We start from the raw sequence: 21,040 nt of genomic DNA on the forward strand, positions 1-21,040 counted from the left end.
ACTCTCGCTAACTTTACTCTCGCTAACTTTACTCTCGCTAACTTTACTCTCGCTAACTTTACTCTCGCTAACTTTACTCTCGCTAACTTTACCCTTGCTAACTTTCACCCATAAAAAAACCGCTAACTGTGTAGCGGTCTTTTTTGTGTTAAGTGCGGGTCAAATCACGCTTAACTGTACTCTTTTGCGGTGTTTATAGCTCGTCTTCAGCTAATAGGCCTGCATCTTCACCATCTTCTGGTTGTTCTGTTGCCTGAAGTAATAGCATCTCACGTAACTTACCTTCGATCTCATCTGCGATCTCTGGGTTGTCTTTTAAGAACTTAATTGAGTTTGCCTTACCTTGACCAACTTTGCTGCCATTGTAGCTGTACCAAGCACCTGATTTTTCAACAATCTTATGCTTAACACCTAGGTCAATTAACTCGCCTTGTTTAGAAATACCTTCACCATACATGATGATGAACTCAGCTTGTTTAAACGGCGGAGCAACCTTGTTCTTAACAACTTTAACGCGGGTTTCGTTACCTACAACCTCGTCGCCTTCTTTCACAGAACCAATACGACGAATATCGATACGTACTGAAGAGTAGAATTTAAGTGCGTTACCACCTGTTGTTGTTTCAGGGTTACCAAACATAACACCAATTTTCATACGGATTTGGTTGATGAAAATACATAGTGTGTTTGAACGCTTGATGTTACCTGTAAGCTTACGTAAAGCTTGTGACATTAAACGAGCTTGTAGACCCATGTGTGAGTCACCCATGTCACCTTCGATTTCAGCTTTAGGTGTTAAAGCTGCTACCGAGTCAACAATCACAACATCAACGGCACTTGAACGAACTAACATGTCACAGATTTCTAATGCTTGCTCACCAGTATCTGGTTGAGAAACAAGTAAGTCATCAATGTTTACACCCAATTTTTGTGCGTATACAGGATCTAGAGCATGCTCAGCATCTACGAATGCACACGTTTTACCTTGCTTTTGAGCTTCAGCGATAACTTGTAAAGTAAGCGTTGTTTTACCTGATGATTCAGGACCATACACTTCAACAATACGACCCGTAGGTAAACCACCAATACCTAGTGCGATATCGATACCTAGTGAACCTGTTGAGATTGCTTCAATATCTAGGGCTTTATTGTCGCCCAGTTTCATAATTGAGCCTTTACCAAATTGACGCTCAATTTGTGATAAAGCAGCGTCTAAGGCTTTTTGTTTGTTATCGTTCATTCTGTTCTCCAAATCCGGCTAATGCAGACAGTATACTGTATGAAATCACAGTATCAAGCTAATTTTCAGATTTTATCAATTCAATTATATTTTTTAATGAATAAACAATAGCTTGCAGTCTAACTTCAGCTCGATCGCCAGAGAAAACTTGCTGACTTGGGTAGTTTTGACCAGCAAAATGAATGCAAAACCATACTAATCCCACAGGTTTATCCAGTGTTCCACCACCGGGGCCTGCTATCCCCGAAATAGCTATTGCGATATCTGCGTTTGCAGCTTTTGCCGCCCCCGATGCCATTTCAACAACGGTTTGCTCACTCACCGCACCAAAGCTGTTTAAGGTTTGCTTGCTAACGCCAATGAGCTCATGTTTTGCTTGGTTACTATAAGTAACAAACGCTCGGTCAATATAATTAGAACTGCCAGGGGTATCGGTTAGTGCATAACTCACTCCACCACCAGTGCATGATTCTGCGGTAGTGATCCATAAGCGTTTATCCGTTAAAATAGCTCCTAATTTCGCAGCAAGTGTTTTAATCTCTTGATGTAATTCCATATTCAGCCTTTGGGTAAATACATGTCGTTTGATCTTTATGCACCGCACACTATAAAACAACAAACCCCTATGATGCAGCAGTATCTAAAAATAAAAGCCGAGCATCGGGATATTTTATTGTTTTATCGTATGGGCGACTTTTACGAACTTTTCTTTGATGATGCCAAGCGTGCAGCACAACTTCTTGATATTTCTCAAACCCATCGAGGTAAAGCCGGTGGCGACCCCATTCCAATGGCGGGCGTACCCTATCACGCAGTCGAAAACTATTTAGCTCGCCTTGTACAAATGGGTGAGTCAGTAGCTATTTGTGAACAAGTTGGTGACCCAGCGACTAGCAAAGGCCCTGTTGAGCGTAAAGTTGTACGTATTGTTACACCGGGCACAATTTCTGACGAAGCATTATTACAAGAACGCCAAGACAACCTGCTAACCAGTGTATGGCAAAACAAACAAGGCCTATATGGTATTGCTTATTTAGATATTAACTCTGGCCGGTTCAATGTGTTAGAAGTTAATACCGACGAAGCATTTAGCTCAACATTACAGCGTTTAGCCCCTGCTGAGCTACTTTACAGTGAAACATTTGCAAATGTGCACTTAATTGAACATATCAAAGGCGCGCGTCGTCGCCCTGAATGGGAATTTGATCTAGATACTGCGCAGCATTTACTTTGCGACCAATTTGGCACCAAAGATTTAGTTGGTTTTGGAGTAGACAAAGCACACGCAGCTTTAGTCGCTGCAGGCTGCTTAATGCAATACGTAAAAGACACTCAGCGTATTGCCCTGCCGCATATCCGTGCAATCACCCTTGAACAAAACGAACACGCGGTGATCTTAGATGCAGCAACTCGTAAAAACCTTGAACTAACGGTTAATTTATCGGGTGGTTACGAAAACACGCTTGCGCAAGTACTTGATAAAACAGCCACAGCTATGGGTTCACGCTTATTAAAGCGTCGTATTCATACCCCTGTGCGCAGCAAAACAGAGCTCAACTCTCGACTAAACGCAATTAGCGCAATTATCGATGCGCAATTATGTGGTGAGCTACAAGAGTCATTAAAGCAAATTGGCGACATTGAGCGTGTTATCGCCCGTTTAGCGCTTTGCACAGCACGCCCGCGTGATTTAACGCGCCTGCGTAGCGCGCTGCAAGCTCTCGCGCCACTTCACGAACTATTACTAGATGCTAACGATCCGCGTATTAGTCAAATTATTGCTAAGTCGCAACAGTTACCTGAACTACAAGACTTACTAGAGCGTGCTGTAATCGAAACCCCACCGGTGCTTATTCGTGATGGGGGTGTTATTGCACCAGGTTACAACAGCGAGCTTGATGAATGGCGAGCGCTAAGCCAAGGCGCAACCGATATTCTTGAAAAGCTTGAAGAACGTGAGCGTGAACGCACAGGCATTAGCACCTTAAAAATTGGCTATAACAAGGTGCATGGCTTTTTTATTGAGGTAAGCCGCGCGAACTCGCACTTGGTTCCTGCGGATTATATTCGCCGCCAAACGCTAAAAAATAATGAGCGCTATATTATCCCTGAGCTTAAAGAGCACGAAGATAAAGTACTTGGTAGCCAGTCAAAAGCGCTAGCGCTTGAAAAACAGCTTTACGAGCAACTCTTTGAGTTTATTGCTCCGCACATTGAGCAGCTACAAACAATGGCAGCTGTCCTAGCAGATTTAGATGTACTGAACAATTTAGCCGAACGTGCGCAAGCGCTTAATTATGCTAAGCCAACTCTGTGTGATAACGATAATATCAGTATTAAGCAAGGTCGCCACCCGGTAGTAGAGCAGGTAATGAAAGACCCGTTTATAGCTAACCCTGTGGAGCTTAATAACGACCGTAAAATGCTGATTATCACAGGTCCAAATATGGGTGGTAAATCGACCTATATGCGCCAAACTGCACTTATTGTTCTAATGGCTCACATTGGTTGTTACGTTCCTGCTGATAGCGCAGAAATTGGTAATATTGACCGTATTTTTACGCGTATTGGCGCAAGTGATGACCTAGCATCAGGACGCTCAACCTTCATGGTTGAAATGACCGAAACAGCAACTATTTTAAATAACGCCACAGCACAATCACTGGTACTGATGGATGAAATTGGTCGCGGTACTTCGACTTATGATGGCTTATCGCTTGCCTATGCAACGGCTGATTATTTAGCATCAAAAATTGCCGCTAAAACCTTATTTGCAACTCACTATTTTGAGTTAACCGAACTGGCCGAACAAAAAACGGGATTGGTTAATGTGCACCTAGATGCCATTGAACACAACGACACCATTGCCTTTATGCATACCGTGCTTGAAGGCGCAGCAAGCAAGAGCTTTGGCTTACAAGTTGCTGCCTTAGCGGGTGTACCAAAAGCGGTGATCCAACAAGCAAAACAAAAGCTTAAAATGCTTGAGAACCATCAACCTGTTACTGCCCCTATTGAGCAACAACAGCAAACATTAAGTTTTGATGATGAGCCTTCTGAGCTTGAATTAACCTTAAAACAGCTTGATCCAGATAGCTTAACGCCAAGACAAGCACACCAACTACTGTATCAATTAAAAGATTTACTGTAGTGCAATAAAAGAGGCATAAAAAAAGCTGACGTAAACGTCAGCTTTTTTGTGTGTTCTAGACCCGAAGGCCTATGTATTGTTGTCAAATTAGGTGAATTGGTCGAATAGGCTATCTGTACTTAACCCTTCGTGTTGCAAAATGTCTTTTAAGCGACGTAATGCTTCCACTTGTATTTGTCTTACACGTTCACGTGTTAAGCCTATTTCACGACCAACATCTTCAAGGGTTGATGGCTCATAGCCTAGTAAACCAAAACGACGAGCAAGTACTTCACGCTGTTTCGGGTTTAACTCTCCAAGCCAATCAACAATATGCTTGTTGATGTCATTATTTTGTACTTCGCCTTCTGGACCATAGTCTTTTTCATCGGCGATAATATCTAATAACGCTTTGTCATTTTCACCGCCGATAGGTGTATCCACCGAGGTGATTTTTTCGTTTAAACGCAGCATCTTAGTGACATCTTCAACCGGCTTATCTAAGCACTCTGCAATTTCTTCTGCGGTTGGTTCATGGTCAAGTTTCTGCGTTAATTCACGGGCTGTTCTTAAATAAACATTAAGCTCTTTGACCACATGAATAGGTAAACGAATCGTACGTGTTTGGTTCATGATGGCACGTTCAATGGTTTGACGTATCCACCAAGTTGCATAAGTTGAAAAACGAAAGCCACGTTCTGGGTCAAATTTCTCAACGGCTCTGATAAGGCCTAAATTACCTTCTTCAATAAGGTCTAGTAGCGCGAGGCCACGGTTGTTATAGCGGCGGGCAATTTTCACCACTAAACGTAAATTACTTTCAATCATTCGCTTGCGAGAGGCTTCACAGCCTTTCAGTGCTTTTCGAGCAAAATAGACTTCTTCTTCTGCGCTTAACAGCGGAGAAAAACCAATCTCACCAAGATACAGCTGTGTAGCATCTAAATTCTTGGCAACTTCTTCTTTTGCAAAAATTTCATCTTCGTTGTCGACTTCTTCAAGTAATTCAGAAGACTCTTCTTCGACTACCGTGTCATCAAATTTATCGTCAATCGCGTCAGTTTTTTTCTCAAGTTTTGCTGTGTGACCCATAAGCGTCCTCCCGAGCAAATATGTGATTGAGCTAAATCACTTTATCAATACCCTAAATGGCTAAGGTAGATACTTAGCAGGATTGACTGCTTGACCCCGATAACGAATTTCAAATCTCAAAGCCGTAACCGAAGAGTCTGAACTGCCCATTTCTGCTATTTTCTGCCCTGCCTTTACTTCCTGTTTTTCCTTTACAAGCAACTTTGAATTGTGCGCGTAAGCACTTAGATAATCATCATTGTGTTTCAAAATGATTAAATTACCATACCCCCTCAATGCGTTGCCCGCGTATACCACAGTTCCATGTGCAGCAGCTAAAACAGAAGCCCCTTGTTTATTAGTGATCTGTAATCCTTTAAAGCCATTCTCTTTGTTAGAGAAGCGTTTTGTGACTTTACCTTTTGCAGGCCAGCCCCATACAACTTTGGCATTAGAATTACGCTTTTTTTCACTAATTATTTTGTTGGCTTGTTTCTGAACATACTCTCGTTGTTTTGGCTGATCAAGCTCTTTTTTTAATTTTTTGTTATTTTTTTGTATAGAAACAGTAGACTTTTTACTCGAATTCGTATATTTTTTCGTCTTTTTTAATTTTTGTGCCGATTTTGTGAGCGAAATACTCTGCCCAGGGAAGATGGTATAAGGTGCTGGAATATCGTTTATTTTTGCGAGGGTTCGAAAATCTTGCTGAGCGCTAAAAGCAATTGAATACAAAGTATCGCCCTTTTTGACTACATATTTTGAGCCAGAGATATTTACTTTGCGTGTGACGGGTTTAACTTTATTATCTAAACTACTAACCGGTGCAGGTGCTTCGCGAGAAGTACAACCAAAGAGCAAAATACTAAGAAACAAAGTAACATAGACTGTTAACTGCCTGCTCATCGTAAAATGCTCCTTATCGTACTAGTTTAATGGTTTTACGGGTTATCGTAGTAAAAAGTACGCAACCACAACTAAAACAACTAATCCCCAGCCAAGCGCTTCAACATATTGACGTAATTTTTGCTCCATTTTAACGCCGCCCCACTTCATTAAAGCCGACACTAAGAAGAAACGCGCGCCACGACCTATTGCTGAGGCAATTAAAAATGGCAAGAATGCCATTTGCATCAAACCTGCACCTATGGTGAAAACCTTATAAGGTATAGGAGAGAAGCCCGCTAAAAACACCACCCATACACCATAGTTTTCAAACCAACTTAGCGCTGTGTCAAATTTAGCTTGCCAACCCATTTGCGCAATCAGCGGCTCAACTACCGGTTCGAATAACCAAAAGCCAAGTAAATAACCTAAAATACCGCCAATCACTGAAGCAATAGTCGTAAAGCTGGCAAAGCGCCATGCTTTATCTGGTTGGGCTAGCGACATAGGGGCTAGCATGACATCCGGTGGCACCGGAAAAAAAACAGATTCAGCAAAACTCATCCCTGCTAAATAACGCTCCGCATGACGGTGTTTAGCCCATACCAGCGCCATATCATATAACTTAGTAAACAACTTCAAAGTATAACGTCCTATTCAATATCACCAGGTACCAAAGGTACAAATCGTACTGGTGCAACTTTATGTTCTGTAAAAGTGTCGCCATTTCTAACGACCATCATTAATTGCTGATCTTGCTCACCGATAGGTGCAATCATAACCCCCCCATCAGCAAGTTGTGCCAGAAGTCCTTGTGGCATAGTGGCCGCAGCGGCAGTAACAATAATCCCCTCAAATGGAGCTTGCGACTGCCAGCCTTGCCAACCGTCACCGTGTTTCATGGTGACATTATATAAATCAAGCTTATGCAAACGGCGTTTTGCTTGCCATTGCAATGCTTTAATACGCTCTACCGAGCACACTTTAGTGAAGGTTTTTGCCAATATTGCCGTTTGGTAGCCAGACCCGGTGCCAATTTCGAGCACTTTATCACGTACACCCGCTAAGCGGAGCAGCTCAGTCATACGTGCGACAATATATGGCTGCGAAATCGTTTGTCCTTGACCGATTGGCAGTGCAGTATTTTGATAAGCTTTGTGTTGCAAAACATCATCAATAAAAATGTGTCTGGGTGTTGAGGCTATCGCTTCAAGCACAGTACTATCTTCTACACCCTCGCGTTTTAATAGTTCAGCTAATGCCAGTGCACTGCGATTATAATTAGTCAGCACTATTAATCTCCATATTTGCTAACCAGCTATCGACGGCTTGTAAGCTCTCTTTTGCCGTCATATCAACACTAAGCGGAGTCACTGATGCATAACCATTATTAATGGCATAAAAATCAGTGCCTTCACCTGCATCACTTTCAGCACCAAGGGTACCATACCAATAAATGTCACGGCCCCATGGGTCTTGTTGTTTCGTCATGGTTTCAGCTTTATGACGTGAACCTAAACGGGTTACCTTAACTCCTTTAAGCTCTGTAAGCGGAATATCTGGCACGTTTAAGTTGATGATTTGATCTTTCGGTAATGGGTGCGATGCCAACTCTTTGATAATACTCACCGCAACCGCAGCTGCAGTTTCAAAGTGATTTCCTTCTTTAGAGCATAACGACACAGCAATCGCCGGCAGTCCTAAGTGGCGCCCTTCAGTGGCCGCTGCTACTGTACCTGAATACAAGGTATCATCACCTAGGTTGGCGCCGTGGTTTATTCCTGCAACCACTAGATCTGGCTGCTGCTCGACTAATTCATTAACTCCCAAATGCACACAGTCAGTCGGTGTGCCATTAATCGAAATAAAGCCATTATCAAGGGTGGTTGCACGCAATGGGTTCATGAGCGTTAATGAATTACTTGCGCCACTACAATTACGATCTGGCGCTACTAAGGTCACATCTGCTATTTGCGTCAATGCATGATACAAAACCGCAATCCCTTTAGCATGTACGCCATCATCATTGCTCAATAAGATTTTCATTTACGCATCCTTTTGTTTTTGTTCTCTGGGGCTTGCATCTTGATAGTCCACCAGCTCACGCAGCAGGGCGGTAGCAAAACAGCCTTTTGGTAAACCAAAACTTAACTTTAAAGTAGTTTCATCAATCGTTTCAACAGCTAATGAATCAGGAATAAGTCGTAACATTCTACGCTCATTCTTAAGGCCAAGTTCGCTAAGGCCCTCTATCCAAGACTGATAAGGTTCGAGCCACACTTTTTCGGTTTCGGTCAGGCCTTTTTCGCCTTTACCAACCATAGGTGCCGACATCACAATATCGCCAGACGCTAAGCGCGCAATATTGTCATCACTAATATTGTCTTCAAAAAATGCATTACTGCCGCTGAGCATAAACACTTCGCGGTGCATTGTTTTCGCAAGGCCATGCTCGGCAACTCGCATGCTCACGATTTCATTAAACACATAAGAGCGTGCAGCTGAAATAACTAAGCCACGCAATTTTTTGTCGCGGATACGCTCTCCAGCAAACATGCGCTTTGCCATTTCAAGGTTGTGACCACCATGGCCAAAGCGCTGCTCGCCAAAGTAATTAGGCACACCAGCACGCACCGCGTTGATACGGCACAAAATATCCAGCGGCTCAGTGACATTACGTAATGTAATGGTAAAGCGGTTGCCTTTATGGCAGCCAGTTCTGAGCTTACGATTATGGCGCTGTTGCGATATTACAAAAAATTGCTCGTTATTCAGTTCACTAAATTCTATATGCTTTTTAATTGGAACTGGCACGCTAAACCATTGAGTACACACGCCATGGCGGTCTTTTAAGCCTGCATAACTCACATCACGTGGAGATACCCCTGCTTTTTCGGCAATGCGTTTCGCAATAAACTGAGTATTTTCGCCTTTTTTTACAACCTGCAAGCAAACATGTTCGCCAGAACCGGTAAACTCAATACCTAAGTCTTCATCAACCATAAAGTCTTCGGCATGAGTTTTAAAGTCAGCCTTAGAAAGAGGTTTACCGTAAAGGTAGTTTAACTCACTCATGCGCTTTGTTTGCTCATAATCACCACTGCGTGGCTTGAGATACCTTCTTTACGACCTTCAAACCCAAGCTTCTCAGTGGTTGTTGCTTTCACATTAACTTGTGAAATATCAGCTTCAAGGTCTTGGCATAAGTTTTCACGCATAGCTTGAATATATGGCAACATTTTTGGTGCTTGCGCAACAATCGTCACATCGGCATTGCCAAGTACATAACCTTGCTCTTTAGCAAGCCCAACCACGTGGCGTAGTAAAATTCGGCTATCAATATTTTCGTATTCGCTCGCAGTATCAGGGAAATGCTTACCAATATCACCCATTGCCAATGCGCCTAAAATGGCATCACACAATGCGTGAATGGCAACATCACCATCTGAATGAGCTAAAAAGCCTTGTGGGTAATCTATTTTTTCACCACAAATTACCAACGGGCCTTCGCCGCCAAATTTGTGTACATCAAAGCCATGGCCAATTCGAATCATGAAGTACTCTCGTTTTGTTGTTTTTGCAGTAAAAATGCTGCTAAATCTAAATCTTCTGGGGTGGTAATTTTAATGTTGTCACTGCGACCTGCAACCAGCTTAACAGGTTGCTTAGCCCATTCAATTGCCGATGCCTCATCAGTGATAGTCACACCATTTTTAAGGGCACTTGATAGCGCATTAGTCAGCGCTTGATAAGGGAAAAGCTGAGGGGTGAGTGCCTGCCATAAATCATCACGTGGCACCGTTTGCTCACTGTGTGTATGACCGCGCTTAATGGTGTCTTTTACTTTTGACGCTAAAATACCGCCTTCATTGGCAGCAATACATTCAGTCATTAAACGCTGAATATCTGCCAGACACACTAACGGCCTTGCCGCATCGTGAACAAGTACCCAATCAGGTGGGTTGTCAGCAAGTGATAGCAAGGCGTTAAGTACAGAATCAGCGCGCTCTTTACCACCACTCACACGCTCAATACGCTTATCTATGTGTGGTAAATCAGCAAAGTAGCCGTCATCATCGCTAATTGCTACTTTGATGGTGTTTAATTCGTTAAGTTCTGCAAGTTTACTTAGGGTATGTTCTAAAATAGTTTTACCCGCAAGTTCAATATACTGCTTTGGCGCCGAATGCTGCATTCGACTCCCTACTCCCGCAGCGGGAACAATGGCGGTGATAGTTTGCTTAGTGTTCATTTTGCTGTTGACCTGGTAATACGCGAATAAAGGTTTCGCCAGGTTTAATCATTCCTAATTCATTACGCGCCCGCTCTTCGATGCCCTCTTGACCGAGTTTTAAGTCTTCAATATCGGCTTTGAGCACTTTATTGCGCTTTAATAATTTCGCATTGGTGTCTTGATGAGAGGTAACCGCTTGTTTTAAACGAGTGTAATCTTGCACCCCATTATGGCCAAACCATAAGCGGTACTGAATAAATAAAGCCAAACACAACAAGGCGAATTGAAAAACCCGCATTGAACACTCCTTCGCGGTTAAATTAAGTCAAAGGGCGTTTTAAATTACGCCAATTTATATTGCTTGCTAGCAGCATTTCTCTTAATGACAAACGCTTAGGTGTGATGCGTTTATTATATTGCCATTGATGACCGCAACACGCCGCTGCCATCACCGCCTTTGCAGGCTTAAGCAATTGAATATGCGTGTTTTCTAGCGATTCGCCGGAAGTATCAAACCAACCAAGCTCGTTGCAATGTACCTTATTGTCGCTTACTTGATCTAAGCTGTCTATGCGCACGGTTGTACATTGCTCGTCATTAATTAGCACGGGAACAATTAACCCGCGCTTAGCATGTTGACTATAAAAGTCTTTTGAGTCTTTTTTATTATAAACAGGCGGCGTTGTTTTTTGTTTTTCAAGCCAACTGCCATTTTGTGAATCGAGCTTTAGTGGCGCATCACCACTGACAATACGCATAGCTAAACGCTCAATATAGTAAGGCAGGCTTGCTAATAAACGTTTTAGCCTTGCTGTATCAGGTTCATCAACTAAACGCGGGATCTCACGAGCATAAAATGCATTACATAACTGCGCATACAAAGCTCGCTCGGCATCAGTTTGCCAAATTTCGGCTTGTTGCGAGTGTTCGCTCTGTGGAGTTGGTTTAGACAATGCGCGCTCTTATAAAACAATTGCTTGACTGTTTTATAGCATAGAGCGTTTATTGAGCGCTACTTTACTGCGCCTTTTTTACCCAATTTTGCATTACCAGTTTCTAAAAACTGCACCATTGCATCACGCTTTTTACCTAGTAGCAAACTACCATCAGCTAAAAACATAAAGTTTTGCCAACAACGTTTAAAAACAGCAAAGCTGGTTTCAATGATGTTGTCGCGAGCCATGCAAAAATAAACAGTGGTGTTTGCTTCCCACTCTAAGTGGTTAAGGATTTCTTCTGGTAACTGCTCATCGCCCGCTTCCCATGCACTTTCCCAGTTAATGGTCTCTGAAAAGCTGTCGTCTTTGCCGCACCAATCTGTTTTATCAAAAAAGTCAGGGTGATCATGCTCGCGGCTCACCATAGTAGTCCATAAAACCGCAGCGCGTTCAGCGCTCATTGGTTTAATTTGTGCTGCGTCTTCGCTGCTTATCGGCATATCTTTATGACGAAAAACCCAGGCTTTTTTGTATTCATCTAACGAAATATAATTCATAGTTTAGGCAGTTTGTTTCAGCGTAAAATGTGCAAACTGCAATTATACCCAAATGACTCCAAGATGCGAGATAAACACATGACAATCAAACCCGGTATTTACCAACATTACAAAGGTCCAAAATACAAAGTTGAATATGTTGCTACTCATAGCGAAACGAATGAGCCACTGGTAATTTATCAAGCGCTATACGGCGAATTTGGCATGTGGGCACGCCCGCTTAGTATGTTTACAGAAACCGTCACTGTCGAGGGTAAAACGATACCGCGTTTTGCATACCTTTCAGACGCCGACTAACTGTGGCATCATGACGCTATTAATCACTGCTCAGACCAGATAAGGTGACATCGTGCTTTTTAATTCAACCGACAACTACATTGCCAGTAACTCATTAAAACAAGCGGTTAACGCAGCGATCTTGCTCGAAAAGCCGCTGCTAATAAAAGGTGAGCCCGGCACAGGTAAAACCATGCTGGCCGAGGAGCTTGCAAAAAGTTTAGACACCACGCTAATTCAATGGCACATCAAATCAACCACTAAGGCGCAGCAAGGCCTGTATGAATATGATGCGGTATCGCGCCTTCGCGACAGCCAGTTAGGTGATGAGCGTGTGCACGATATCAGCAACTACATTGTAAAGGGGAAATTATGGCAAGCCTTTACCTATGGTGAGCAACATAACAAGCGCCCTGTGCTATTGATTGATGAAATCGACAAAGCCGACATTGAATTTCCCAACGACTTGCTATTAGAGCTCGATAAAATGGAGTTTCATGTTTATGAAACCGGCGAGCGCGTGGTTGCTAAGCAACGTCCGATTGTGATCATCACGTCAAATAACGAAAAAGAGCTGCCAGATGCCTTTTTACGTCGTTGTTTTTTCCATTACATTGATTTTCCAAGTAGTGAAGAAATGGCGCAAATTATCGATGTACATCACCCTCACGTTAAACAAGATTTAGTTCGCCAAGCACTTGAGGTGTTCTTTAATCTACGTGAAGTTAATGGCATTAAGAAAAAACCATCAACCAGCGAATTGCTTGATTGGTTAAAGCTACTGATGGCCGAAGATATAGACGCTAAAACACTCCATGATAAAAGCCAAAAAGGCGGCTTAATGCCCATGTTTGGGGCACTATTAAAGAACGAGCAAGACATTAGCTTAGTCGAAAAACTTGCGTTTATGAGCCGCCGTTAAGATGTTAATTGCGTTTTTCTTTAAGCTTCGCGAATACCGCTTACCTGTTAGTTTGCGAGAGCTACTTGATTTGATCAATGCGCTCAAGCAAGGGGTTATTTTTGCCGATGTTGACGCGTTTTATTACTTAGCGCGTACCATCATGGTCAAGGATGAAACCCACTTTGACCGTTTTGATAAAGCCTTTGCAGATTATTTTAGTGGTGTGGCCGACCTTGATCTGCTCGAAAGTTTAAAACAGCAACATGCCTTGCCCGATGATTGGCTGCGCAAAGAGTTTGAAAAGCATTTAAGCGAAGAAGAAAAAGCGCAATTACAAGCCATGGGCGGCCTTGATAAACTCATGGAAACCCTCAAGCAACGCCTTGAAGAGCAGCAAAAGCGCCATGCAGGGGGCAATAAGTGGGTGGGTACCGGTGGTACTTCGCCATTTGGTGCCTATGGTTATAACCCTGAAGGTGTGCGCATTGGTCAAGACGGTAACCGGCATCGCCGTGCGGTAAAAGTATGGGATAAACGCAGCTACCGAAACCTTGATAGTGACCGTGAAATCGGCTCTCGCACCATTAAACTTGCTCTAAAAAAACTGCGTAAATTTGCCCGTACTGGTGCCAGCGACACTCTCGATTTAACCGAAACCATTCGCGCAACTGCAAAACAAGGCGGCATGCTCGATGTAAAAATGGCACCAGAGCGCCATAATGCGGTAAAAGTATTGATGCTGTTTGATATTGGCGGTTCAATGGATGATTACATTCATACCTGCGAAGAGTTATTTAGCGCCGCCCACAGCGAGTTTAAACACCTTGAGTTTTACTATTTTCATAACTGTTTGTATGAGCATGTTTGGCAAGACAATGAACGTCGTCACTCTAACGTCATTGATACCATGACCTTGATTAACAAGTTCACCAGCGACTACAAGGTGATCTTTGTTGGTGATGCCACCATGGGTCCTTACGAAATAGCCTACCCCGGTGGCAGCGTTGAGCATTGGAATGAAGAGCCCGGCAGCGCTTGGCTAAACCGCATAACCAATCACTTTGATAAAGTCGCTTGGCTCAACCCACAACCCGTTGAACACTGGCGCTATTATCAATCAATTGATTTTATAAAGCAGTTAATGGATAACCGTATGTACCCACTCACGCTAGATGGGATCAGTAATGCGATTAGGGAGTTGAGTTAGAGCCGTCAGCCGTCAGCCGTCAGCCGTCAGCCGTCAGCCGTCAGCCGTCAGCCGTCAGCCGTCAAACAGCATAAAAACTGAGAAATGAATGTAAAGTTACAATTGTTTATAAACGCAAATAACTAAGCACCTTCTCGATCAGCTAAAAACTGACGGCTGAAAGCTGACAGCTCCCATTACATTACCTTCCAAACCAAAAACACTAGCGCAAAGCCCACCAAATAAGCTAAGCCTAGCCAGCTTAGGGTGCGTAATAAAGGTGAGTGATGAATGCTGGGTTCTGAGCGTACTAAACTAAAGTTCAGCCACGCAAATACAGGAGTGGTTACAAAAGCGAGGGTCATAGCAAAAGTAAGCATTGGGCCAAGGGCTGATTTAAAGAATAAAATCACTGCCATACCTGCAAATGCTTGTAGTAATAACCACATATTTAAACTGTGTTTAGATTGTTTAATCGGTAGCAGTTTATGTGACTCATTTAATGTTCTGGCGTAGCCATCAAGCACTGTTAGCGTGGTGCCAAACATACATAAAAAAGCGATACCTGAAACCAGTGGCCTTGCCCACTCGCCCATAGTGAGGGCATACATATCAATTAGCTGCTTTGCAAAAGCGACTCCACCTAATTGCACTGCTTGTGCTTGGCCATATTGCACTAACACACCTAATGAAAAAAACACTAACGCAAGTGCTGCGGTAAGCCAGTAGCCCAAATTAAAATCAAACAAGCCTTGTTGCTTTGTCACGGCTTGTTGATGCTGCTTTTCTTTTAGCCACAGTGAGCTGATTGCTGATATTTCAATGGGTGCAGGCATCCAGCCCATGAGCGCGACCATAAAGCCCAGCATGGCAAGCTCATACGGCGACGGGCCCACATAGTCAACTGGGGCCATTGGGCCATTATTAATTGCCACAACCAACGCAGCCACGGTTGTAACCGTTAGCAGCCCCATAATGAGCTTTGAGACATTATCGAGCGCCTTAAAGTGCCCTAATAATAAAATGAGCAAACACACAGCTAAAATCAGCCAGCATAATAAGGTTACAGAAACAGTGACAGGTAATGCATAGTGCAGCAGACTGGCCGTTAATAATAAAACCCCCGCAGTATTTACTACCGCAGCGACAATATTAAGCGCAATAAAACTATAGAAATACCCCGGCCCTTTTTGCTTGTAGCCCTCAACTAAACTTTGTTTGGTCGCAAGAGTGTACTCCATGCCAAATCGAAAGAATGGGTACTTCAATACGTTTACTACAATGATTAGCCAAAATAGCTGCCAGCCGAATAACGATCCTGCTTGTGTTGATGCTACTAAATGTGAACCACCAATGGCGGCTGTGGCCATTAAAATTCCCGGCCCTAATGCATTTAATTTAGATTGCCAATTTGATACTGCTAATTGCATAAGTTGTGTGTGTTTTATTCTTAGTAACAAGCAACTTACAGCGTTTTGTGTGAGATTGGAAGCAGAGCAAGTTAGCAAGTTAGCAAGTTAGCAAGTTAGCAAGTTAGCAAGTTAGCAAGTTAGCAAGTTAGCAACACTAGACTGCCTACCACTTGTGTCAAGTAACTCGCTACTCGTTGGTTTTTTAACCTGACTTCTAACGACTGATATCTAATATCTCCATTTTTGTTCGGCGTTAAAACGCCTGCTACTTCTCGTATCTCGCAAACTTTCCCCTTTACTCTTTCTAACTCACTAACTTTACTCTTTCCCCTAGCAACTCGCTAACTTTTGAATTTAAATCTGACAGCTAAATATTAAAACCAAAAAAGCCAAGCGTTTCGCAACGGTTGGCTTTTTCAGATTTAGTTTTAAGTCTAGCCGCTTAGGCTAGTGCTCTGTAATTAGCTCAGGTTCATTTCCTGAATGATTTCGTGGGCAATTTCCGGTGTAGTACTGACCGGCTTTTCGTGTAGTTTGGCTTTCATTTGCCCTTTACGATGTTTTAGTGATGCATCAAGTTTTTTTGCAGCACCTGCGATAGCTGGGTACATTACATCATCTTCAGCTTTTACTGATAAACGTGCGCCTTCATAGGTTGTACTAATCTCAGCCTGATACTTATTGTGTTCTTTTGAAAGAATAATATCGAGTGATATTAATGATGGAAAATGGCTAGCAATTTTCGAGAACTTCTCGTTGATATGAGCTCTAACAGCCTCAGTAACGTCAACATGATGACCAGAAATATTAATCTTCATAGGGTATCCTTTTTTCTTGTTACCTCACAGTTAGTATTGGGGGCGAATTGAATTAACACAAGCGAAAATTGCAGATAATTAGTAATTGATTGTAACCACAGATGATTTAGATCATGCGTTGCGGATAAAATATGCAAAAGCCCGCATTACACGGGCTTTTCAGAGAGGTTAACAACTGCTCGTTAACTGTACGAACAACAGTAGTCGGCAAACTCGCTGACCTTTACTAGAAAGGTAACATTTGCATCAACGGTAAATGACTCTCCAGCTTGCATTGTTTGCCATTCGCTCTCACCGGGTAAAAGCACTTGCCAACTGCCACCGTTAAGCTCCATCAACTCTTTTTGGCTTGTTGCAAACTCAAACTCACCCGGTTGCATAAAGCCTAACGTTTTCGTGCTGCCATCAGCAAATACCACAGTACGGCTAGACACTTTACCGTCAAAATACACATTGGCTTTTTTCAGCACACTTACATTATCAAACTGAGACATCCTCACTCCTGTTGTTTTGTTATTAAGCTACAGACAGTGCCAGTTGTCTGTTTAGCATTCAAGGGGGACTGAGTGAGAAATAATCAAGTCGGGTTAGCTGTAAGCTGTCAGTTTTAAGCCGAAGGTGAAAATAGTGGTGTTGCAGATTATCACCTTGATTCGTTTATCAATGAGTTAGATAACGAAGAAAGAAAATGAAACCCTTTCAATTAACTAACAAGGCAAAATCTGATTTTTGGTATTCAACCAAAAAGCATAACTTTCCGCGCGAAATAAATTTCACGCCTACGGTGAGGGGCTTTTAAAACTGATGGCTGACGGCTGAAAGCTGCGAATGTGTTGGGTTTCACTCCGTTCTACCCAACCTACGGGGCATAAAAAAGCCCGCGCTGTGGTTTTACAGGGCGGGCTTTTAAATTTTAGCGACTAAAGCTTAGAACAAGGCGTTTGCTTTGTTTACGATGTTTTCAACAGTGAAACCAAAGTGCTTGAATAACTCGCCTGCAGGTGCTGACTCACCGAAGGTCGTCATGCCAACCACTGCGCCGTTTAGACCTACGTATTTGTACCAGTAGTCTGCGATGCCCGCTTCGATTGCTACGCGGCGTGTAACGCTTGCTGGTAGTACGCTTTCTTTATACGCAGCGTCTTGCTCATCAAATAAATCAGTTGAAGGCATAGATACCACGCGTACTTTTTTACCTTGTGAACGAAGTTCTGCAGCGGCATCTTGTGCAAGCTGTACTTCAGAACCTGTTGCAATAAGGATAAGCTCTGGCTCGCCGTCACAGCTAAGTACATAACCACCTTTTTTCACATCTGCTAACTGCTGTGCAGTACGCGTTTGTTGCTCAAGGCCTTGGCGAGTGAAAATCAGTGATGTTGGGCCATCTTTACGCTCAATTGCTTGTTGCCATGCAATCGCTGACTCAACTTGGTCACATGGGCGCCAGTTCACTAGGTTAGGCGTCAAACGCATGCTTGCGATTTGCTCTACTGGTTGGTGCGTCGGACCATCTTCACCTAAACCAATTGAATCGTGCGTGTAAACGAAGATGCTTGGCTGCTTCATTAATGCCGCCATACGTACTGCATTGCGTGCGTATTCCATAAACATTAAGAAGGTAGCACCGTAAGGAATAAAGCCTTTATGTAGTGCAATACCATTCATGATCGCTGACATACCAAATTCACGTACACCGTAGAAAATGTAGTTACCGCTTGCATCGTTTGCTTCTAGGCCTTTTGAGCCATCCCAAAGTGTTAAGTTAGAACCTGCAAGGTCAGCAGAGCCACCCATGAATTCTGGTAGTAACGGACCAAACGCGTTTAATGCATTTTGTGATGCTTTACGTGTTGCTGGGTTTGCTGGGTTTGCTTGTAGCTCTTCAATGTAGGCTTGTGACTTTTCAGCCCAGTCAGCTGGTAACTCACCATTTGTACGGCGTTTAAACTCAGCAGCAAGTTCTGGGTGTGCACTTTCATAAGCTGCAAACTTTTCGTCCCAGCTTGCTTCTAGTTGCTTACCTTTTTCTTTGCCATCCCACTCGCTGTAGATATCAGCTGGGATTTCAAATGCATCGCCAGTCCAACCTAGGAACTCACGAGATGCTTTGATTTCGTCTTCACCTAGTGGCGCACCGTGACAATCATGGCTACCTGATTTATTAGGTGAACCGTAACCAATCACTGTTTTACAACAGATTAATGATGGCTTATCAGTGATGCTACGCGCTTCTTCGATAGCGGCGCGAATTGCATCAGGGTTATGACCATCAACATCGCTTACTACGTGCCAGCCATATGCTTTGAAGCGCGCTGGTGTGTCATCGCTGAACCAACCTTCTACTTCACCATCAATTGAGATGCCGTTGTCATCCCAAAATGCAACTAGTTTACCTAGGCCTAATGTACCGGCTAATGAACAGGCTTCGTGTGAAATACCTTCCATTAAACAGCCATCGCCCATGAATGCATACGTGAAGTGATCAACAATATCGTGGCCTTCACGGTTAAACTGTGCAGCTAGCGCTTTTTCGGCAATTGCCATGCCCACTGCATTTGTGATCCCTTGACCTAATGGACCCGTAGTAGTCTCAATACCTGGTGCATATCCATACTCTGGGTGACCTGGTGTTTTTGAGTGCATTTGACGGAAGTTTTTAATTTCCTCTAGTGGTAAGTCATAGCCACTTAAGTGCAGTAGAGAATAGATCAGCATTGAACCGTGGCCATTCGAAAGAATAAATCGATCTCGGTCTGCCCACTCTGGATTCGTTGGATTGTGCTTTAGATAATCGCGCCATAGTACTTCTGCGATATCTGCCATGCCCATAGGGGCGCCAGGGTGACCAGATTTGGCCTGTTGTACTGCGTCCATTGATAAGACGCGAATAGCATTTGCAAGTTCTTTGCGTGATGGCATGAATTCTCCTACCTTTATGTATTTGCGCTGGTTGTTTATGAAGCCCCATTCTTACTTATTGTAAGGGTACAGTGCAATTAAAAATCCGCATTAAATGCACCAATTATGGGCGTTTGTTAAGAACAATACGTTATTAGTAATTTTAAATAGACGTCTAGGCGTAAAATTACTATGCAAACATATTTGTTTTAGATAAAATACGCCCCTTAATTTTTTAGCGCTATTACCGACGTTTGTGAAGCGCAATATTTGTGAGCAGAAATACAATGGCAAAACATTTATTTACTTCTGAATCTGTTTCTGAAGGTCATCCGGATAAAATCGCGGACCAAATCTCTGACGCGGTTCTAGATGCTATCCTTGAACAAGATTCTCATGCCCGTGTTGCATGTGAGACTTACGTTAAAACCGGTATGGTGATGGTTGGTGGTGAAATCACAACTAGCGCTTGGGTTGATATCGAAGAAATCACACGTAAAACAGTACGTGAAATCGGTTACACGCACTCAGACATGGGTTTCGATGCTGACTCTTGTGCGATCTTAAACACTATCGGTAAACAATCTCCAGACATCAACCAAGGTGTTGACCGTGCTCGCCCTGAAGAGCAAGGTGCTGGTGACCAAGGTCTAATGTTTGGTTACGCATGTAATGAAACTGACGTTTTAATGCCTGCACCAATCACTTACTCACACCGTCTAGTTCAGCGTCAAGCTGAAGTTCGTAAAAGCGGTGAGCTTAACTGGTTACGCCCAGATGCAAAATCTCAAGTAACGTTTGCATACGAAAATGGCAAGCCTGTTGGTATTGATGCCGTTGTTCTTTCAACTCAACACTGTGATTCAATCTCACAAAACGACTTAGTTGAAGCGGTAATGGAAACGATCATTAAGCCGGTTCTTCCTGCAGAGCTAATCTCAAGCGCAACTAAGTTTTTCATCAACCCAACTGGCCGTTTCGTAATCGGTGGCCCAATGGGTGACTGTGGTCTTACAGGTCGTAAAATCATCGTTGATACATACGGTGGTATGGCTCGTCACGGTGGTGGTGCTTTCTCTGGTAAAGATCCATCAAAAGTTGACCGTTCAGCTGCATATGCTGCTCGTTACGTTGCTAAAAACGTGGTTGCTGCTGGCCTTGCTGACAAATGTGAGCTACAAGTTTCTTACGCTATCGGTGTTGCAGAGCCAACATCTATCAGCATCGAGACATTTGGTACAGGTAAATTAGAAGAAGCGCGTCTAATCGAATTAGTACGTGAGCACTTCGACCTACGCCCTTACGGCTTAATCCAAATGCTTGATCTTGAGCGTCCTATCTATCAACCGACTGCGGCATACGGTCACTTCGGTCGTGATGAGTTCCCTTGGGAGCGTACAGACAAAGCAGACGCACTTCGCGCAGCTGCTGGCCTGTAATAGGTTAGATAAAATGAAAAAAGCGCCATTTGGCGCTTTTTTTGTGTCTGAT

23 protein-coding genes and 1 pseudogene are annotated in these 21,040 nt (G+C 43.2%); 7 read left to right on the top strand and 17 right to left on the bottom strand.

Annotation, left to right across the window (positions count from 1 at the left end; all coding sequences use genetic code 11):
• Positions 1-114 (top strand): pentapeptide repeat-containing protein (locus tag HUS61_RS21895; RefSeq protein ID WP_175092368.1); only part of this gene is annotated, 114 nt, incomplete at its 5' end.
• A 79-nt stretch (positions 115-193) separates the two neighbouring features.
• Here HUS61_RS21895 and recA read toward each other — a convergent pair.
• Positions 194-1,240, bottom strand: coding sequence for a recombinase RecA (gene recA, locus HUS61_RS10630; RefSeq protein ID WP_054560894.1), 1,047 nt, complete (start codon positions 1,238-1,240; stop codon positions 194-196).
• A 58-nt stretch (positions 1,241-1,298) separates the two neighbouring features.
• Positions 1,299-1,796 carry a CinA family protein gene (locus HUS61_RS10635; RefSeq protein ID WP_175082407.1) on the bottom strand — a complete coding sequence of 166 codons (498 nt, stop codon included), beginning with the start codon at positions 1,794-1,796 and terminating at the stop codon, positions 1,299-1,301.
• 21 nt (positions 1,797-1,817) lie between these two features.
• Between HUS61_RS10635 and mutS the strand changes: the two genes are divergently transcribed.
• A complete protein-coding gene (mutS, locus tag HUS61_RS10640; protein ID WP_055021014.1) occupies positions 1,818-4,391 on the top strand; it encodes a DNA mismatch repair protein MutS in 2,574 nt (857 codons plus the stop codon).
• Between the two features lie 87 nt (positions 4,392-4,478).
• Here the strand turns inward: mutS and rpoS are convergent, their stop codons facing one another.
• From rpoS to HUS61_RS10695, 11 genes are read right to left on the bottom strand one after another with little or no spacing between them, the layout of a single operon-like run.
• A complete protein-coding gene (gene rpoS / locus HUS61_RS10645; protein ID WP_054551147.1) occupies positions 4,479-5,462 on the bottom strand; it encodes an RNA polymerase sigma factor RpoS in 984 nt (327 codons plus the stop codon).
• A 60-nt stretch (positions 5,463-5,522) separates the two neighbouring features.
• The gene (locus HUS61_RS10650; protein ID WP_175082408.1) at positions 5,523-6,347 is read right to left on the bottom strand and encodes a peptidoglycan DD-metalloendopeptidase family protein; all 825 of its coding nucleotides are present in this window, start codon (positions 6,345-6,347) and stop codon (positions 5,523-5,525) included.
• A 42-nt stretch (positions 6,348-6,389) separates the two neighbouring features.
• Complete coding sequence (locus HUS61_RS10655; RefSeq protein WP_054551145.1) at positions 6,390-6,968, bottom strand: YqaA family protein; 579 nt, start codon at positions 6,966-6,968, stop codon at positions 6,390-6,392.
• Positions 6,969-6,979: 11 nt separating this feature from the next.
• Positions 6,980-7,618 carry a protein-L-isoaspartate(D-aspartate) O-methyltransferase gene (locus HUS61_RS10660; RefSeq protein ID WP_054551144.1) on the bottom strand — a complete coding sequence of 213 codons (639 nt, stop codon included), beginning with the start codon at positions 7,616-7,618 and terminating at the stop codon, positions 6,980-6,982.
• Positions 7,608-8,372, bottom strand: a complete 765-nt coding sequence (surE, locus tag HUS61_RS10665; RefSeq protein WP_054560899.1) for a 5'/3'-nucleotidase SurE — start codon at positions 8,370-8,372, stop codon at positions 7,608-7,610. The genes HUS61_RS10660 and surE overlap by 11 nt, the downstream gene beginning before the upstream one ends.
• On the bottom strand, positions 8,373-9,401 hold the full coding sequence (truD, locus tag HUS61_RS10670; RefSeq protein WP_054551142.1) for a tRNA pseudouridine(13) synthase TruD: 1,029 nt from the start codon (positions 9,399-9,401) through the stop codon (positions 8,373-8,375).
• Positions 9,398-9,880 carry a 2-C-methyl-D-erythritol 2,4-cyclodiphosphate synthase gene (gene ispF, locus HUS61_RS10675; RefSeq protein ID WP_175082409.1) on the bottom strand — a complete coding sequence of 161 codons (483 nt, stop codon included), beginning with the start codon at positions 9,878-9,880 and terminating at the stop codon, positions 9,398-9,400. Before ispF ends, truD begins: the two co-directional genes overlap by 4 nt.
• Complete coding sequence (gene ispD, locus HUS61_RS10680) at positions 9,877-10,578, bottom strand: 2-C-methyl-D-erythritol 4-phosphate cytidylyltransferase (protein ID WP_063529499.1); 702 nt, start codon at positions 10,576-10,578, stop codon at positions 9,877-9,879. The genes ispF and ispD overlap by 4 nt, the downstream gene beginning before the upstream one ends.
• Positions 10,568-10,858 carry a cell division protein FtsB gene (ftsB, locus tag HUS61_RS10685; protein ID WP_054560903.1) on the bottom strand — a complete coding sequence of 97 codons (291 nt, stop codon included), beginning with the start codon at positions 10,856-10,858 and terminating at the stop codon, positions 10,568-10,570. Before ftsB ends, ispD begins: the two co-directional genes overlap by 11 nt.
• A 22-nt stretch (positions 10,859-10,880) precedes the next feature.
• Positions 10,881-11,513 (bottom strand): hypothetical protein, encoded by a 633-nt coding sequence (locus tag HUS61_RS10690; RefSeq protein WP_175082410.1) that lies wholly within the window; start codon positions 11,511-11,513, stop codon positions 10,881-10,883.
• Between the two features lie 59 nt (positions 11,514-11,572).
• Entirely contained in the window at positions 11,573-12,055 is a 483-nt protein-coding gene (locus HUS61_RS10695) for a DUF2947 domain-containing protein (RefSeq protein WP_054560905.1), read from the bottom strand.
• Between the two features lie 63 nt (positions 12,056-12,118).
• On the opposite strand from HUS61_RS10695, the gene HUS61_RS10700 reads away from it, so the two are divergent.
• From HUS61_RS10700 to HUS61_RS10710, 3 genes are read left to right on the top strand one after another with little or no spacing between them, the layout of a single operon-like run.
• Positions 12,119-12,352, top strand: coding sequence for a DUF1653 domain-containing protein (locus HUS61_RS10700; RefSeq protein ID WP_371319660.1), 234 nt, complete (start codon positions 12,119-12,121; stop codon positions 12,350-12,352).
• Positions 12,353-12,404: 52 nt separating this feature from the next.
• Entirely contained in the window at positions 12,405-13,253 is an 849-nt protein-coding gene (locus HUS61_RS10705) for a MoxR family ATPase (protein WP_058585777.1), read from the top strand.
• A 1-nt stretch (position 13,254) separates the two neighbouring features.
• A complete protein-coding gene (locus HUS61_RS10710; protein ID WP_054551134.1) occupies positions 13,255-14,442 on the top strand; it encodes a VWA domain-containing protein in 1,188 nt (395 codons plus the stop codon).
• Between the two features lie 176 nt (positions 14,443-14,618).
• On the opposite strand, the gene HUS61_RS10715 is transcribed toward HUS61_RS10710, so the two are convergent.
• From HUS61_RS10715 to HUS61_RS10725, 3 genes are all read right to left on the bottom strand, one after another.
• Positions 14,619-15,851, bottom strand: a complete 1,233-nt coding sequence (locus tag HUS61_RS10715; RefSeq protein WP_175082411.1) for an NRAMP family divalent metal transporter — start codon at positions 15,849-15,851, stop codon at positions 14,619-14,621.
• Between the two features lie 443 nt (positions 15,852-16,294).
• Positions 16,295-16,651, bottom strand: coding sequence for a ribosome hibernation-promoting factor, HPF/YfiA family (gene hpf / locus HUS61_RS10720; RefSeq protein ID WP_054551132.1), 357 nt, complete (start codon positions 16,649-16,651; stop codon positions 16,295-16,297).
• Positions 16,652-16,833: 182 nt separating this feature from the next.
• A complete protein-coding gene (locus tag HUS61_RS10725; RefSeq protein WP_175082412.1) occupies positions 16,834-17,145 on the bottom strand; it encodes a pyrimidine/purine nucleoside phosphorylase in 312 nt (103 codons plus the stop codon).
• A 126-nt stretch (positions 17,146-17,271) separates the two neighbouring features.
• Here HUS61_RS10725 and HUS61_RS21900 point away from each other — a divergent pair.
• Positions 17,272-17,343: pseudogene (locus tag HUS61_RS21900) on the top strand (hypothetical protein); the annotation flags it as partial.
• Positions 17,344-17,578: 235 nt separating this feature from the next.
• Here the strand turns inward: HUS61_RS21900 and tkt are convergent.
• Positions 17,579-19,570: a transketolase gene (gene tkt / locus HUS61_RS10730; protein WP_175082413.1), complete on the bottom strand. Its 1,992-nt coding sequence runs from the start codon at positions 19,568-19,570 to the stop codon at positions 17,579-17,581.
• Between the two features lie 266 nt (positions 19,571-19,836).
• Between tkt and metK the strand changes: the two genes are divergently transcribed.
• On the top strand, positions 19,837-20,988 hold the full coding sequence (metK, locus tag HUS61_RS10735; RefSeq protein ID WP_054551125.1) for a methionine adenosyltransferase: 1,152 nt from the start codon (positions 19,837-19,839) through the stop codon (positions 20,986-20,988).
• Positions 20,989-21,040: the final 52 nt, after the last annotated feature.

This window comes from Pseudoalteromonas sp. 0802, assembly GCF_013350085.1.
Classification (GTDB): domain Bacteria; phylum Pseudomonadota; class Gammaproteobacteria; order Enterobacterales; family Alteromonadaceae; genus Pseudoalteromonas.